General features: G+C 47.7%; 12 protein-coding genes. 6 read left to right on the top strand and 6 right to left on the bottom strand.

What is annotated here, in order from left to right; genetic code table 11:
* Window positions 1-10: 10 nt before the first annotated feature.
* The 5 genes from PCH02S_RS23750 to PCH02S_RS23730 form a co-directional block, all read right to left on the bottom strand.
* Window positions 11-1060 carry a CotS family spore coat protein gene (locus PCH02S_RS23750; protein ID WP_127456581.1) on the bottom strand — a complete coding sequence of 350 codons (1050 nt, stop codon included), beginning with the start codon at window positions 1058-1060 and terminating at the stop codon, window positions 11-13.
* A 39-nt stretch (window positions 1061-1099) separates the two neighbouring features.
* Window positions 1100-2254: a glycosyltransferase family 4 protein gene (locus PCH02S_RS23745; protein WP_127456580.1), complete on the bottom strand. Its 1155-nt coding sequence runs from the start codon at window positions 2252-2254 to the stop codon at window positions 1100-1102.
* A gap of 68 nt (window positions 2255-2322) precedes the next feature.
* Window positions 2323-4263 carry a hypothetical protein gene (locus PCH02S_RS23740; RefSeq protein ID WP_127456579.1) on the bottom strand — a complete coding sequence of 647 codons (1941 nt, stop codon included), beginning with the start codon at window positions 4261-4263 and terminating at the stop codon, window positions 2323-2325.
* Window positions 4264-4290: 27 nt separating this feature from the next.
* Window positions 4291-5157, bottom strand: a complete 867-nt coding sequence (galU, locus tag PCH02S_RS23735; RefSeq protein ID WP_127456578.1) for a UTP--glucose-1-phosphate uridylyltransferase GalU — start codon at window positions 5155-5157, stop codon at window positions 4291-4293.
* 43 nt (window positions 5158-5200) lie between these two features.
* Window positions 5201-6526 (bottom strand): UDP-glucose dehydrogenase family protein, encoded by a 1326-nt coding sequence (locus tag PCH02S_RS23730; protein ID WP_127456577.1) that lies wholly within the window; start codon window positions 6524-6526, stop codon window positions 5201-5203.
* Between the two features lie 260 nt (window positions 6527-6786).
* Between PCH02S_RS23730 and PCH02S_RS23725 the strand changes: the two genes are divergently transcribed.
* The 6 genes from PCH02S_RS23725 to PCH02S_RS23700 are packed head-to-tail and all read left to right on the top strand — an operon-like array spanning window position 6787 to window position 12085.
* On the top strand, window positions 6787-7563 hold the full coding sequence (locus PCH02S_RS23725; protein WP_164819711.1) for a glycosyltransferase family 8 protein: 777 nt from the start codon (window positions 6787-6789) through the stop codon (window positions 7561-7563).
* 31 nt (window positions 7564-7594) lie between these two features.
* On the top strand, window positions 7595-8716 hold the full coding sequence (gene glf / locus PCH02S_RS23720) for a UDP-galactopyranose mutase (RefSeq protein ID WP_127456575.1): 1122 nt from the start codon (window positions 7595-7597) through the stop codon (window positions 8714-8716).
* A 26-nt stretch (window positions 8717-8742) separates the two neighbouring features.
* Window positions 8743-9519 carry a hypothetical protein gene (locus tag PCH02S_RS23715; RefSeq protein ID WP_127456574.1) on the top strand — a complete coding sequence of 259 codons (777 nt, stop codon included), beginning with the start codon at window positions 8743-8745 and terminating at the stop codon, window positions 9517-9519.
* A gap of 11 nt (window positions 9520-9530) precedes the next feature.
* Window positions 9531-10310, top strand: coding sequence for a hypothetical protein (locus PCH02S_RS23710; protein ID WP_127456573.1), 780 nt, complete (start codon window positions 9531-9533; stop codon window positions 10308-10310).
* 13 nt (window positions 10311-10323) lie between these two features.
* The gene (locus tag PCH02S_RS23705) at window positions 10324-11094 is read left to right on the top strand and encodes a hypothetical protein (protein ID WP_127456572.1); all 771 of its coding nucleotides are present in this window, start codon (window positions 10324-10326) and stop codon (window positions 11092-11094) included.
* 22 nt (window positions 11095-11116) lie between these two features.
* Entirely contained in the window at window positions 11117-12085 is a 969-nt protein-coding gene (locus tag PCH02S_RS23700) for a GDP-mannose 4,6-dehydratase (protein WP_307719947.1), read from the top strand.
* Window positions 12086-12837: 752 nt separating this feature from the next.
* Here PCH02S_RS23700 and PCH02S_RS23695 read toward each other — a convergent pair.
* Window positions 12838-13980, bottom strand: coding sequence for a glycosyltransferase family 4 protein (locus PCH02S_RS23695; protein ID WP_246069228.1), 1143 nt, complete (start codon window positions 13978-13980; stop codon window positions 12838-12840).
* Window positions 13981-13985: the final 5 nt, after the last annotated feature.

Raw genomic sequence — 13985 nt, 5'->3', positions numbered from 1 at the left:
TTCTTCCTGACTAGGAACCACGTTTCACCACCTCATCCAGACGGGCGAGGAACGATTTCAGAACCGCATTTTTACTTAGCTCGGTAGAAATCATATCTTTCAAACGGACGATATGTTTGTCAACCGTCCATTGGTCCTCACGGTTTTCATAATATTTGGACACTTGTCCGTAAAATAAATGAGGAAACTGAATATCTGCTGCCAGAATCAGATATTGTTCTTTCGTCAAAGGATTAACTTGCTGGTAAAACTTCATCATTTTGAGCATCATCGGGAGGTTCCAGCTGGCGTCCTTCTTCATGACCTTGTTTAATATTTTCCTCATATCGCGCACAGGCAGATCTACCGTCAAGGAATCCATGTCGTAGACATAGAGCTTTCCGTCTTTGCCTACAACCAAGTTACCCGCCGCAAAATCTTGATGGCACAATGTTTTGGTCTTCTCTGTTTCCTTCACCCACTGTTCAAAATACGGCTGATTCAGTGTCGTAAGCGCTGCTTGCGCTTGCTGTAGGAACGTATCTACATTCGCTAGGAAGACACGGTCAAACTCATTTTTATTTTTAACCTGGTGGCGCTGCTCTTTCCAGGCTTTCAGGCGTTCCATTCTCGTTTGCAAATCCGATTTCCATTTCGTCAACAGATAGGAAGGGTAGAAACCGTTGGGGGATTCAATCCCTCTTGATGCTTTATGAAAAGCTGCCATTCCTTTTAGCATGAGAGCTAAATCACCATCATTGTTATATTCCGGTGAACGTCCGTATACGGTTTCAAAAACGACGAAATATTCCCCATTTAATTTCACATAACCTTCGCCAGAACTGGTTTTGAGCACACCAGGCGTGTTAACGCCATTGTTTTTGAGATAGGTAATGGCATGGAGCATGAAATCAATATGGGTTTCATCGAATGGAACCTTTTTCATAATCCATTCACCCATGTCGGTTTGGATGGACCAGACTGCTTTTTTCCCTTTAAAGGATAAGAGATAAATATTTTTCACCTTCAAAGGATAATGCGTCATAACCTTCTTCACTACGTCCGAAAAAGTAGTATCCATGCTGACACCTCCGTAGATGTATGGCCTCAAGCTTTAAGCTCATTTGCTTTTGTCTGGGGCGTATAAGTTTTCAAGCCGCTTAGCCGCATGCTCGAAACCAAAGTTGCTCTCTACAACCGCTCTGCCTGCTTTGCCTAAACGCAGCGCTTCGGCAGGATTGGATAGCAGAAATGTAATCGCCTTTACGAATGCCCCTGGATTGCTGTAATCTTCGATCACAATACCGTTAGCATTCGGTTTGATAATTTCTGCATTCCCTCCGCGATTGGTTGTAATGATTGGAAGTCCCGCACCCATCGCTTCAAAATGAACTCTCGCCAGAGGTTCCTGCCACTGGGAAGAGCAAACGAAAATATCTCCTAGCAAATAGTGGACGGGAATCTCGCTCGGTGGAACAAAACCTGTGAAGATCACCTGGTCCCCAAGCGATTTGGCCAGTTGGCGAAGATTTGCCCCGTACTCATCCAACTGCTCATTATGGAACCATTTACTTCCGATAATAACGAGCACGACATCTTTGTGGGTTTTGCTTACCTGCTCAACGGCTTTGATCAACACGTCGGGACCTTTCGTTTTGCTTAATCGCCCAACGAATAAAATGACCTTTTTATTGTCCACGCCATATTTTTGGCGGAGTTCCTTCCGGAGATCCTGCGCTTCCGGTGTCCAGATCGGCTTATAATGGTGTAAGTTGATACCTGAGTATACCGTCTTCACTTTTCCCTTGGCCGAAGGGAAACGGCTGATAATCGTTTGGCCGATATAATTGGAAATCGACATAATTTTATGAACCATTTTGATTACGGAACGACCCACTTCCGGTGTGATCTTTCCTTCTCGGAACATCTCATTATGGCAGCTGACGACAAAACGGGCGTTCGGCATGGCTGCTTTATATACAGGCACATTTTTCGGACGGTTAAATACGTGGATCACATCATACTTTTGGTTGCCGGCGCGCTGCTTAGACAGCTCTTTGGCAACGTCGTTCACATAATCCTCGCGCGGAATCCGTATATATTTGACTCCGTCAACCACTTCCCGATTGGGGAGATCGGGGTCCGTAATGCAGAAAATCGTGAGATCATGCCTACTGCCAATATGCGGGGTGACGCCATTGATTAGAATTTGAATGGCGCCACCCCTAATAGGCGGAACGGTAAGCATTTCAGTGCAAATAAATGCAATCTTCATCTTTACCACTCCAATCAGTGATTCTTCGTGGAGGTTTTAATCCTCAGAATTACGCCACATGGTTAGATCTACGCGCCCACCTGCTTGCCAAACTTGCTCCATATGGTCGACTGGGGCTTAGCCCAACCTCTTCCTGGAGCCGAAAGTTTCTTCATGCCTACTTTAGGCTGAATGCGCTTCTTCCCACTTTTGGGCTTCTTAGGAATGACTGCCTTCACCGGTTTAACTGTTCTAATTGTTCTAATTGTTTTAATTGTTTTAATTGTCTTAACTGCCTTAACCGTCTTCACTCTTTTCTTTAGAAGCGGCTTTTTATTGTTCAGCACTTTCTTTCTCTTGCCCGTTGCTTTTTTCAGCATCGGCTTTTTCCTCGGAAGCAGCCTTTTCTTCAGGACAACGCGTTTCCTTCGTATCAATGGACGCCTTGCTTGCGCAGATGGACTCGGTTGCGGTTGCGGTTGCGTTTGCGGCTGCGGCTGCGGCTGTGGCGGATTCGGATCCACATAAGGAATATCCCCGGCCATCAGCTGGTTGTGCAGGTGAAGGAGCCGATCTCCTTTGACAGGATGGATCGTATGATACATGTAATGGTGCATGGCGGCGTGTGCTTCATTTTGCTCAATTTCATGCTCATGCCGCATCACATTCAACCGTTGGTCCCGTGGAAACTCACGGCATTTCCCACCCAATGAGGCAGCGAAAGTGACGAAGAAAAACTCCTCCAAAGCCACAACTTGACTTTCGGAGAGCCATTGATCGACCAACGAGACATCCGCAGCTTTCAGCATCTTCTTCACAATGCCACGCCGGTAAACCTGCGTAGGATTAAAGTAGCGAAGGAAATGGTCGGTCTGGAACAAGGAGCCCCAACGCCCCCATTCCTTCCACATCGATTGCTTATTCATGTTGTCTGCCTCACGAACGCTGCGGCAGGTTTGCATATCCCAGCCCATACAGTCGTAGCCCCGCATCGTATGATCCAGATAAGCCTCGAAGCCAGGCTTCACGAAGAGCATATCATCGTCAAGATTCACCAAATATTCGTAGTTCACCTTATGCTCATCCAGCCATTTCATTACGTCCCATAGAAAGGGCGCCAGGTGTCCCCAGGTCAAGTGGCGGCTGTACTCGCAGACGGCGGCATTCATGCCTTTCCCGAATTGGCTGTCTTCGCCTCCGTTATAAAGGACAATGCCGGCTTCCGGGTTGAATTTACGAATATTCTCAATCTGTGCGGCAAGGACGTGCTCATCTTTGTGAGCCAACAGCGCAAACATGACGCGTTTGCCCTTCGGTTTGCCGCCATAATGGGTCATCCGGAAGTTAATGGGTGCATCATATTCGGCAGTAATTCGATACAAATCGTCCCATTGGGAGCCTGATATATTTTTATAGAGCTCGCCGCCCCCGACACGTCTTGTATGTTTGACAGCGACCTCATCGATAATGGCTAATTTCTGATGCGGATATCCCAGGACCTTAGGCCAAACAAAATCAAGACCCCAGCCCGATTCACTTTTTTCAAACGTAGGCAAAAGCTTCTGGAAAGTTTCTCTCGTGTAAAGTGGAACCATAGGTTCAATAAACTGGGAATATCGTAAATAGTAATTGCTATTTTGCAGCGTGATTCCATGTCCGTAGTAGGAGTCTTGTGTTAAGCTCGGCTGTGCAAGCTCCAGACCTTGCTCCATGAAAATCTTAAACATGCGATTAATGTCATAAGCATTCGCGCTTATATCATCATCCGGCATCCAGATGGCATCATAGTGATAGATTCCATCCCCAAAGGCTTCAATCGTATCCTTCACCGTAGGCCATTTCAACCCTGGGATTTCATGATAGAAGTCACAATCGTTTGCATACCTTTGCGGCGTATTTCCGAAATAACTAAGACAAAGATCGAAGTTTTTATACTCCGCAGGCTGCAGCCATTGCTGATGGATAGAGGTATCGCCCACTCTGCCGATTACAAGAAACCTCTTGTCACCTTTGACTTTAAATCGCGTCATTTCGCTCGCTCCTTTTTAACCCAATCGTTATTTCCTTTCGATAAACCGGATATAGTCCAAAATCGGCTGTCTCAAATCTTCCCGCTGTACCGAGATATCAAGAATCGCCTTCACATAACCCAAATGATCGCCAACGTCATGCCAGACGCCGTTAATCTCACAAGCGTGAACCGCCTCTTGCTCATTCAGCTTCGAGATCGCATCAGTCAGCTGGATTTCTTGCCCGACGCCCGGCTCCTGCCCCTCCAGGATGTCGAAAATAGCGGGAGTCAAAATATATCGGCCAATCATGGCTAGATTAGACGGAGCCTCCTGAGGCTTCGGCTTCTCCACAAGCTTCGTAATATTATAAAAGCGATCAAACAACAGCTGGGCATCAATGATGCCGTAGCTCGAAACATCCTTGGGATTCACAGGCTGCACACCGATAATCGATGTTTTGTACCTATCGAAATAATCCATCATCTGTTTCAAGCAGGGAACATCGGACTGTACGAATGTATCGCCAAGCAGAACGGCAAACGGCTCATCATTAATAAACTTTCTGGCGCACCAGATGGCGTGGCCTAAGCCTTTCGGCTCTTTTTGGCGAATGTAGTGGATATCGATCAGCTGCGCCGGCTCCTGCACCTTTTCCAGCATTCTTAACTTTCCTTTTTGCTGCAAATGGTATTCCAGCTCAAAAGCGTTGTCGAAGTGATCCTCCAGCGCCCGCTTGCCTTTTCCCGTCACAATGATGATATCCTCAATGCCTGAAGCAACCGCTTCCTCCACGATAAACTGAATCGTAGGTTTATCAATGATCGGCAGCAGTTCTTTTGGCATCGCTTTGGTTGCCGGCAAAAACCGGGTGCCCAGACCTGCTGCAGGAATTATTGCCTTTCGAACCTTCATAATGATCATCATCCTTCTGTATAAATTGGGATAGGATGAACGATCACTTCATCCTACCAATGCTTTGATAGACGAATCCCTCTTCTTTCATCATGTAGGGATTGAATAAATTCCTTCCGTCAAAAAGTACCGGCTGCTTCAGCAAGCTCTTGATACGGCCAAGGTCCGCCGACCGATACTGCTTCCACTCCGTAAATATCAACAGCGCATCCGCATCCATAAGAGCTTGATAGGGCCCTGTGAAATACTTGATATTCTCTTCGCCTAAAGCCTGGTACGCATTCTGCAGGGCGACCGGGTCATGAACGTGAATCTGAACCCCGCGTTTCCTTAACTGTTCAATGGTCTCGATGGACGGTGCTTCCCGAATATCATCGGTTTCCGGTTTAAAGGATAATCCCCACACGGCAAGCCGAAGTCCCTTCAAATCTTCACCGAAATGGCCTACCACCATCTCAAACAACTTTTGCTTCTGCTTATGGTTCACTTTATCGACAGCTTCCAAGATGTGCGTTGGAATGTTACGCTCTGTGGCGCTTTGGATAATAGCCCGTACATCCTTAGGGAAACAAGAGCCGCCATAACCGACCCCAGCAGATAAAAAGTAACTGCCAATCCGATGATCGAGCTCCATCCCTTGACGAACCCGTTCAATATCGGCACCGACAGCTTCACAGATTCCAGCCATTTCATTCATAAAACTTATCCGTGTGGCCAACATCGCGTTGGAAGCGTATTTGGCAAGCTCAGCAGAGGCAATATCCATGTGGACGATAGGAAATCCTTTGCTCGTAAGCGGCAAATACAGCTTCTCCATATAAGCCAGTGCTCTGGGGTTGCTGCTCCCGACAACAATTCGGTTAGGGTTCAAGAAATCATTGACGGCAGCGCCTTCTCTTAAAAATTCCGGATTCGAAACAATATCGAATTCCAAGTCCGTGAGCCCTCGGTTCTTCAACTGCTCTTCAATGATGCCTCGTATGCGCTCGCTGCTGCCGATTGGAACCGTTGATTTCGTAATCACAATGGCATAATCCCGGATACTTGCACCAATCTGCTCGACGGCCTTCATCACATAAGTAAGATCAGCAGACCCGTCTTCAGCCGGCGGAGTTCCTACAGCGATGAAAATGAATTGGCTCTGTGCAACAGATTCGCTGATATCCAGTGAAAAGCTTAACCGACTCTCTAGCACATTTCGTTCAACCAGCCGTTCCAATCCAGGTTCGTAAATGGGCAATTGACCGTTCAGCAATGCGGATATTTTGGCTGGATTATTATCCACGCAAATGACTTCATGCCCCATTTCCGCCAAACATGCCCCAACCACGAGTCCTACATAACCAGTTCCAATCATGCAAATCTTCATGGCCGCTCTCCCTTGTTGTGTAGAGTTCATTGACGCTAACCGCAGGTGCGGGTAGACATTAATCACTGTCATCTTAAAGTGTATGCGCCTTGTCTTATTACAAACTCGGACGGATAACTAACCCCTAGGAAAAATCAACTTTTACCTACTTGAGCAAGCTTTATTCTGCTTTTCGGGACAAACGTACAAACCACCCTTTCCCTCCGGTAATACAAATATCTAGACGGGTAAAAACCAATGTGTGCGAAGGAGGATTACGCTTGGAAAGAATCCATATCGTCGTGGCTACCAATGACAAGTACGTGAAGCATTTGGCAGTGATGCTTACTTCCTTATTCGAACATAAATCAACGAATCGGCCCCTCTCCCTCTATGTGATCGACGGCAAAATATCTAACGAGAACAAGCAGAAGCTTCATAATGCCTTGAAATCCTACCAAGTGGAGCTTTCTTTTTTAACGGTAGAGGACTCTCTCTTTCAAGATGTCGTCGTTCGTTATCATTTGAGTAAAGAAACCTACTATCGAATTGCGATTCCAGCCCTCTTGCCGAAGGATGTCCGCAAAGCGCTTTACTTGGATTGTGATCTCATTGTGAAAGAGGATATTACCAACCTGTGGGATGTCAACATTGATAAGTACCATCTCGGCGCTGTGCCGATCCCCGGTAAAGTGCTTCGTTTCGAAGAACTTGCCATTCCTGAAAAATTTGGCTATTTTAACGCAGGCGTGCTGCTTCTGAACTTGAAAAAATGGCGTGATAATCAAACCTCGGAGAAAGTTCTACATTATATGAGAAAAAATCCAGAGAAGCTTAAATTCATGGATCAGGATGCTTTAAACGCCGTTCTTCACGAGAAGTGGCTAAAGCTCGACCCCAAATGGAACTATCAAGTGCACCGTTCCCACCATCAGCGTTTCGCTCCGGCCATCATTCATTACACTACAGATAAAAAACCGTGGAACAGCTGGCACAATCCCAAGTTTAAAGATGAGTATCTCAAATATGCGAAAAAAACCAATTGGAAACTAGACTAGCGGCACAACCCAACGTTCAGGAGGTCGAGTAATGAAAACAGATTGGTTAATCATTGGCGCAGGCTTTACAGGCGCAACGCTGGCAGAGCGAATTGCCTCCCAACGGGGAGAGAAGGTCCTGATTGTCGACAAAAGAGATCATATTGGCGGCAACTCCTATGACTGCTATGACGAACACGGCATACTGATTCATAAGTACGGCTCCCATACCTTTCATACGAACTCGAGCATGGTTTGGAATTACCTCTCCATGTTCACCCCATGGCGTCCTTACTTTCATGAAGTGCGCGTGGTGATTGACGGCAAGAAGGTGCCTGTCCCTTTTAATCTCAACTCCATCTACGCCTTGTTCCCTCCCAAATATGCAGAAAAGCTGGAAGCGCTGCTGATTGACCACTTCGGTTATGGCGTCAAAGTGCCGATCTTGAAGCTTCGCCAAAGCGCAAGCGGAGAACTAAGCGACTTGGCCGATTTTATTTATCAAAACGTTTTCTACAAATACACGCTGAAGCACTGGGAGTTAGATCCGGAACAACTTGCTCCGTCTGTAACCGCAAGAGTCCCTGTCTACATCTCACGGGATAACCGCTATTTTCAAGACACCTATCAAGGACTCCCCAAACACGGCTATACGCCTATGTTCAACAAAATGCTCAATCATCCGAATATTAAAACCCTGCTAAACACCGACTACAAAGAGCTCATCGGCGAAATAACGTACAAACGAATGATCTATACAGGTCCGATTGATGAGTACTTCGACTATATGCACGGTCAGCTTCCATACCGCAGCATGCGCTTTGAATTTGACACGCTGGATACCGAGTATCATCAGGAAGTCGGAACGGTCAACTATCCGCATGAATACGACTACACAAGGGTCCTGGAGCAGAAGCATCTCACGGGCCAGCAATCTCCCAAAACAACCATTTCTTACGTGTACCCTGAAACCTATACCATAGGTAAAAATGAACCTTATTACCCGATTCCGCGCGATGAAAACAAAGAACTCTACAAGCTGTATCAAGCGGAAGCTGACAAAATCAAAGATACCGTGCTGTTTGCGGGAAGATTGGCTGATTACAAATACTACAATATGGATCAGGCCGTCGCTCGTGCGTTAACGCTTTTCCATAACGAGATTCAGAAATAAGCGTATAGGCAGAGGAGGCTGCATTCATGATCTGTATGGCTTTATTAGCTCACGAGAATGAACAAGCATTGCGTAATCAAATTCGGAATATCCGCAAATATAATCCCCAGGATGTCCAAATCGTCTTCTACAACGGCGGTCAGGATACGAATTTCGGTAAAAAAGTTTGCGAAGACGAGAATGTCCTGTACTGTCCTTATAGCCGTCCTTTGAAGCAGCGTACCAGCGGCCGGTTTTTCTATGATGTCATGAGGTTTCTTGAGGATAAAAAAATAGCCTATGAGTACCTGGTTTATTTGGAATATGACATCATGTTTGTCAATGGCGGGTTTCGTGAGTACTTGTTAAGTAAAATGGATGGCTTCGACTGCTTGGTTAAAATACTCCGCAAAGAAGTCGATCCGAAGAATGCCTCGTGGCCTCCTGCCAGAGACATGTGGAAGGACTGGGAACGGTGGAAGTCGATTTTCGAGTCCGATGCCTTCTACCGCACCTCCTCCCCGATGTCCGTCTTCCGTCATGGCATCATTAAGAAGATGCTTGGAGGACTGAATAAGAAGCGCCTGGAGCATCTGTTTGATACGTCGAATATCCCTTGTCTAGGTGAAATGTTATACATTACATTAGCCAAAAAATACGGTGGCAAATGTAAAATTTACGGGGATAACACCAAACGGTTTCTACGATTCCGCCCCGCCATTACACGGAAAGAAATCAAAGAGGCTAAAAGCCGGTCTGACGTTATGTTCGTTCATCCCGTGAAAGACGCTGAAGTTCGTGATTGGATTTTTAATCAACCCTAGGAGGCTGGAACATGCTCTGTTTTGCACTATTAGCGCATGCTGATGAAAACGCCCTCTACAAACAAATCCGTAACATTCGCAGATATAACCCGAATAACGTACTCATTGTTTTGTACAACGGCGGACCGGATGCAAACTTCGGCAAAGCCCTTTGCAAAAAAATGAAAGTTATGTACTGCCCGTACAGCAGGCCTTTGCAGAAGGGGAAGACGGGGCGTTTCTATTATGATGTCATGAGATGGCTAGAGGAGAAGAACGTCAACTACGATTACTTAGTCTACACCGAATATGATGTGATGTTCGTCAATCACGGATTTGAACGTATGGTCGAGAATGAGCTTAGAGACCACGACGCTCTGGTGAAATTAATCCGCCATGAGAAGGACCGCAAGCGCAATTGGTGGATTCCCGGCAAAACGATGTGGAAGGAATGGCACCGCTGGAAGCCGTTCTTCCAGACGGACGATTTCTATGGGACCTTTAATCCGATGCAAGTGTATAGGCGTTCCATCCTGAAGCGGATGTTGGCTATCATTGATACGCCTATGCTGGAACAGTTGTTTAGCGCTACGAACGTATACGCCTTAGGCGAGATGCTCTATATTACGCTGGCCAAAAAATGCGGCGGACGCTTAAAAGCTTACCCTAAACCGAGTGTAGATTACCTTCGCGTGTACCATCGCATTCGTCTGGACGACGCCAAAGAGGCCAGTCAGCGGTCTGAGGTCATGTTCGTCCATCCGGTCAAGGACGCTGATGTTCGCGATTGGATTTTCAACCTTAAAAAATAAAGGAGGAAGCCGCATGATTTGTTTCGCTCTATTAGCCCACGAGAACGAACCTGCGCTTCGCCAACAAATTAGAAACCTTCGGAAGTATAACCCGAATGCTTTTATCGTGCTTTATAATGGCGGCACAGACAGGAATTTCGGCAAAGAGGTCTGCCAGAGCGAGCACATCCTCTATTGTCCGTACAGCAGACCCTTGCGCAGAGGACGGACTGGGAGATTCTTCTACGACGTCATGAGATGGCTGGAAGATATGCGAATTCCCTACGAATATTTGGTGTATACCGAATATGACGTGATGTTCATTCACGGCGGATTTGAGTCGTTCCTGAGCAATCACATGGAGGACTACGATTGTTTAGTAGAGGCTCTCAAAACAGAGAAGACGCCTCACAAAAGCAATTGGACAACGGCGCTTGGCATGTGGAAGGAGTGGGGACTTTGGCAGCCGTTTTTCCAAAGCAATCACTTCTACGGCACGTTCAACCCGATGCAGGTTTACCGGCATAGCCTTGTGAAGAAGATGCTGGCCAGAGTGAACAAACCTTTGTTTGAGCAAATTCTTGCTAAAACGGATGTTTTTGCGCTGGGAGAAATCCTGTACATGACGTTAGCCATGCAGTGTGGAGCCAGATGCCAAGAATATCCCAGCAAAATCAGACAGTGCTTCCGCTATCGGCCGAATATTTCCTTGCAAGAAATTCAAGCGGCTTCACAGAAGTCGGAAGTCATGTTTGCCCATCCCGTCAAAGACGATTCTGTCCGCGCTTGGATAAGCGCATTATGATCAAGCAGCCAAGGAGGAAACCATGATGAAACAAAAAATTCTGGTTACCGGGGGGGCGGGATTCATCGGAAGCCACCTGGTGGACTCTCTTCTCTTGGACGATAATTACGAAGTGCTTGTGATCGATAACTTTGACGACTACTATGAGCGCAAAGTGAAAGAGAACAACATTCAGAATCACTTGCGTTCACCTAAATATGAACTAATCGAAGCCGACATTCGCGACAGAGCCGGTATGGACCGCATCTTCAGCGCTTGGAAACCGGACGCCGTCGTCCATCTGGCCGCCAAAGCCGGGGTCCGGCCATCCCTCGAAATTCCGAGCACCTACGTCGACGTCAATCTTGCGGGCACGGTCAATCTGCTGGATGCTGCCGTCAAATACGGCGTTTCCAAGTTTGTTTTTGGATCGTCCAGCTCAGTGTACGGCTTGAATGACAAGGTGCCGTTCTCGGAAACGGACCCTACCCTGCTCATCGCCTCGCCATACGGCGCCACCAAAGCTTCAGGCGAAGCGCTGTGCCGCAGCTACAGCCATTGCTTCGGCTTGCCTATTGTCGCTCTGCGCTTCTTCACCGTATTCGGTCCCCGGCAGCGGCCGGATCTGGCTATTCATCTGTTCGCCAAAAAAATCGCAAAAGGCGAACCGCTTTCTCTGTTCGGAGACGGCACGACCAGTCGCGATTATACGTATGTAGCCGATATCGTTGCCGGCATCCGTAAATCCATCGACTTCGACCATCCCGGCTACGAAGTGTTTAACCTCGGGAACGACCACCCGACCAGTTTACTGGACCTTGTCACCGTGTTGGAGAATGCGATGAACAAGAAAGCAATCATCCACTGGAAGCCGATGCAGATCGGCGATGTCCCGCGAACATGGGCCAATTTCGAGAAAGCGCGCACACTACTCGGCTACACGCCATCGACGAGCTTGGAGGTTGGCATTGCGCGCTTCGTGCAGTGGCTGGAGGAGGAGTCGTTGTCTTAAGCGGCTTGGCCGTTGGCGGAAACGACGGCGCAGAGCGGGCGACTAAGCACCGCCACACGCTGCTCCTCGCAGCCGTTTCGCAGTCGCCCTCAACCGCCCCAAACCCTTAAAAAGGCCAACCTTGCGGTTGGCCTTCGTACATAGCACATGCTACTTGTAGATAACGCCGATTTCTCCTGCTATTTGCTGCAATTGTTCCACTTTTTCCTAAGTAGCTGAGTATGCCCAATTCTCGCCTCCTATCGGCAATTTAGCTGTGGTTTCTACCGTTATTTCGTTCCCTGCCACTGAGCAGGAAGATTAAAGGTAGTTTTTCCAGCTACTTTAGCTGAGGCGCATCAGTGAATGCTCGCCTTTCAGCACATAGAGGAACCTGAGGGCACTATTTCTGCGTTTCGGACCGTTTTCACATTCTTGGGGAACTATTGGGACTTATTTCAACGATTTGGGCGGAATTTCAGCCAAATCCGTTGAAATAAGGAACCCTAGTTCCCCTTCCGTGCGAAAACGGTCTATTTCGCCGAAATAGCGGCCTGTGGTTCCCCTCAGCCGGGCGGCAAACTCGGGTTCTGGTCCTGGTCCGGGTTCTGGTCCTCCTCCCGCCCCGGTCCCAGCTCCAGCCCCTGCCCTTGCTCTGGCCCCACCGGCTCCGCCCTACCCAACCGTTGGCGGCAGCCCCTAACGCGGAGCCGCCCCACAACCCAAAAAGGCCAACCGTAAAGTTGGCCTTCCCACTCCCCGCTGTCGTACCCTCACACATACAGCTCTTGCAATCGCTTGGCAACATGCTGAAACCCATAGTTGCCCTCCACAAATTTGCGGCCAGCACGACCTAATTCATTCGCTTTCGAAGGATTCGTGAAAATGTGGCTGATCGAGTTCGCGAATGCCCATGGATCGGTATAGGCGCTTATGACGATACCGTTCTTATGGTTTGAAATGATCTCGGCATTGCCCCCGCGATTCGTCGTAATGATCGGGAGGCCCGCCCCCATGGCCTCATAGTGCACTCTGGCCAGCGGCTCCTGCCACTGGGAACTGCAGACGAACACATCCCCGAGCAGGTAAATCGAGGGAATCTTGCTGGGAGGCACAAAGTTCGTGAACACAACTCTGTCTTTCCCCAGCGAATCGCCAAGCCTTCGCAAATTCGAGATATAATCGTCTACACGGTTATCGCTGAACCATTTGCTTCCGACGATGACCAGCACGGCGTCATTATGTTTTTGGACGACCCGCTGCATGGCCTGCAGCAGAACATCTGCCCCTTTATTGGCGGACAGCCGTCCAACGAATAACACAACCTTTTTATTTTCGACGCCGTATTTTTTGCGCAATGCCTTTCTTTCGGCCTGAGCATCCTCTCGCCATATGGGTTTGTACTGATCCAGATTGATACCAGAGTACACCGTCTTCACTTTACTTGCAGCTTCAGGGAAACGATCCACGATCGTTTTTCCAATGTAATTGGAGATAGACATGATGTTGTGGGTTATTTTCACCACATGGCGACCCTTGTCATCCGGCAGTTTCTGTTGGCGAAACATCTCATTATGACAGCTCAAAACAACCCGGCTCTCAGGCATAGCCTGCTTGATAATAGGGACATACATGGGACGGTTAAACACATGGATAACATCAAATGTCCGATTACTGGCCTTCAACTTTTTCAACTCGTTGGCGACGTTTATTTGATAATCATTTTTCGGCACCCGGATATAGGTCACACCTTTTACTACCTCCCGGTCACGAAGGTCATTATCTTTTATGCAAAATACCGTTATTTCATGGCTCTCGCTTAAATAGGGAATCACGCCATCGATGAAAATCTGAATAGCTCCTCCCCGAATAGAAGGAACGGTTAGCATTTCCGTACAAACCAAAGCAATCCTCACCCTGT

The sequence above is a fragment of the Paenibacillus chondroitinus NBRC 15376 genome, assembly GCF_004000765.1.
In the GTDB taxonomy this organism is placed as follows: Bacteria; Bacillota; Bacilli; order Paenibacillales; family NBRC-103111; genus Paenibacillus_E; species Paenibacillus_E chondroitinus.
The sequence above is the reverse complement of the archived record's forward strand: the minus strand, read 5'-3'. Positions and strand labels throughout refer to the sequence as shown.

Excerpts from the sequence above, each read along its gene's own strand:
- PCH02S_RS23750 (WP_127456581.1), bottom strand. The coding sequence starts at position 1,060 with ATGGATACTACTTTTTCGGACGTAGTGAAGAAGGTTATGACGCATTAT.
- PCH02S_RS23745 (WP_127456580.1), bottom strand. The coding sequence starts at position 2,254 with ATGAAGATTGCATTTATTTGCACTGAAATGCTTACCGTTCCGCCTATT.
- PCH02S_RS23740 (WP_127456579.1), bottom strand. The coding sequence starts at position 4,263 with ATGACGCGATTTAAAGTCAAAGGTGACAAGAGGTTTCTTGTAATCGGC.
- galU (WP_127456578.1), bottom strand. The coding sequence starts at position 5,157 with ATGAAGGTTCGAAAGGCAATAATTCCTGCAGCAGGTCTGGGCACCCGG.
- PCH02S_RS23730 (WP_127456577.1), bottom strand. The coding sequence starts at position 6,526 with ATGAAGATTTGCATGATTGGAACTGGTTATGTAGGACTCGTGGTTGGG.
- glf (WP_127456575.1), top strand. The coding sequence starts at position 7,595 with ATGAAAACAGATTGGTTAATCATTGGCGCAGGCTTTACAGGCGCAACG.
- PCH02S_RS23715 (WP_127456574.1), top strand. The coding sequence starts at position 8,743 with ATGATCTGTATGGCTTTATTAGCTCACGAGAATGAACAAGCATTGCGT.
- PCH02S_RS23710 (WP_127456573.1), top strand. The coding sequence starts at position 9,531 with ATGCTCTGTTTTGCACTATTAGCGCATGCTGATGAAAACGCCCTCTAC.
- PCH02S_RS23705 (WP_127456572.1), top strand. The coding sequence starts at position 10,324 with ATGATTTGTTTCGCTCTATTAGCCCACGAGAACGAACCTGCGCTTCGC.
- PCH02S_RS23700 (WP_307719947.1), top strand. The coding sequence starts at position 11,117 with ATGATGAAACAAAAAATTCTGGTTACCGGGGGGGCGGGATTCATCGGA.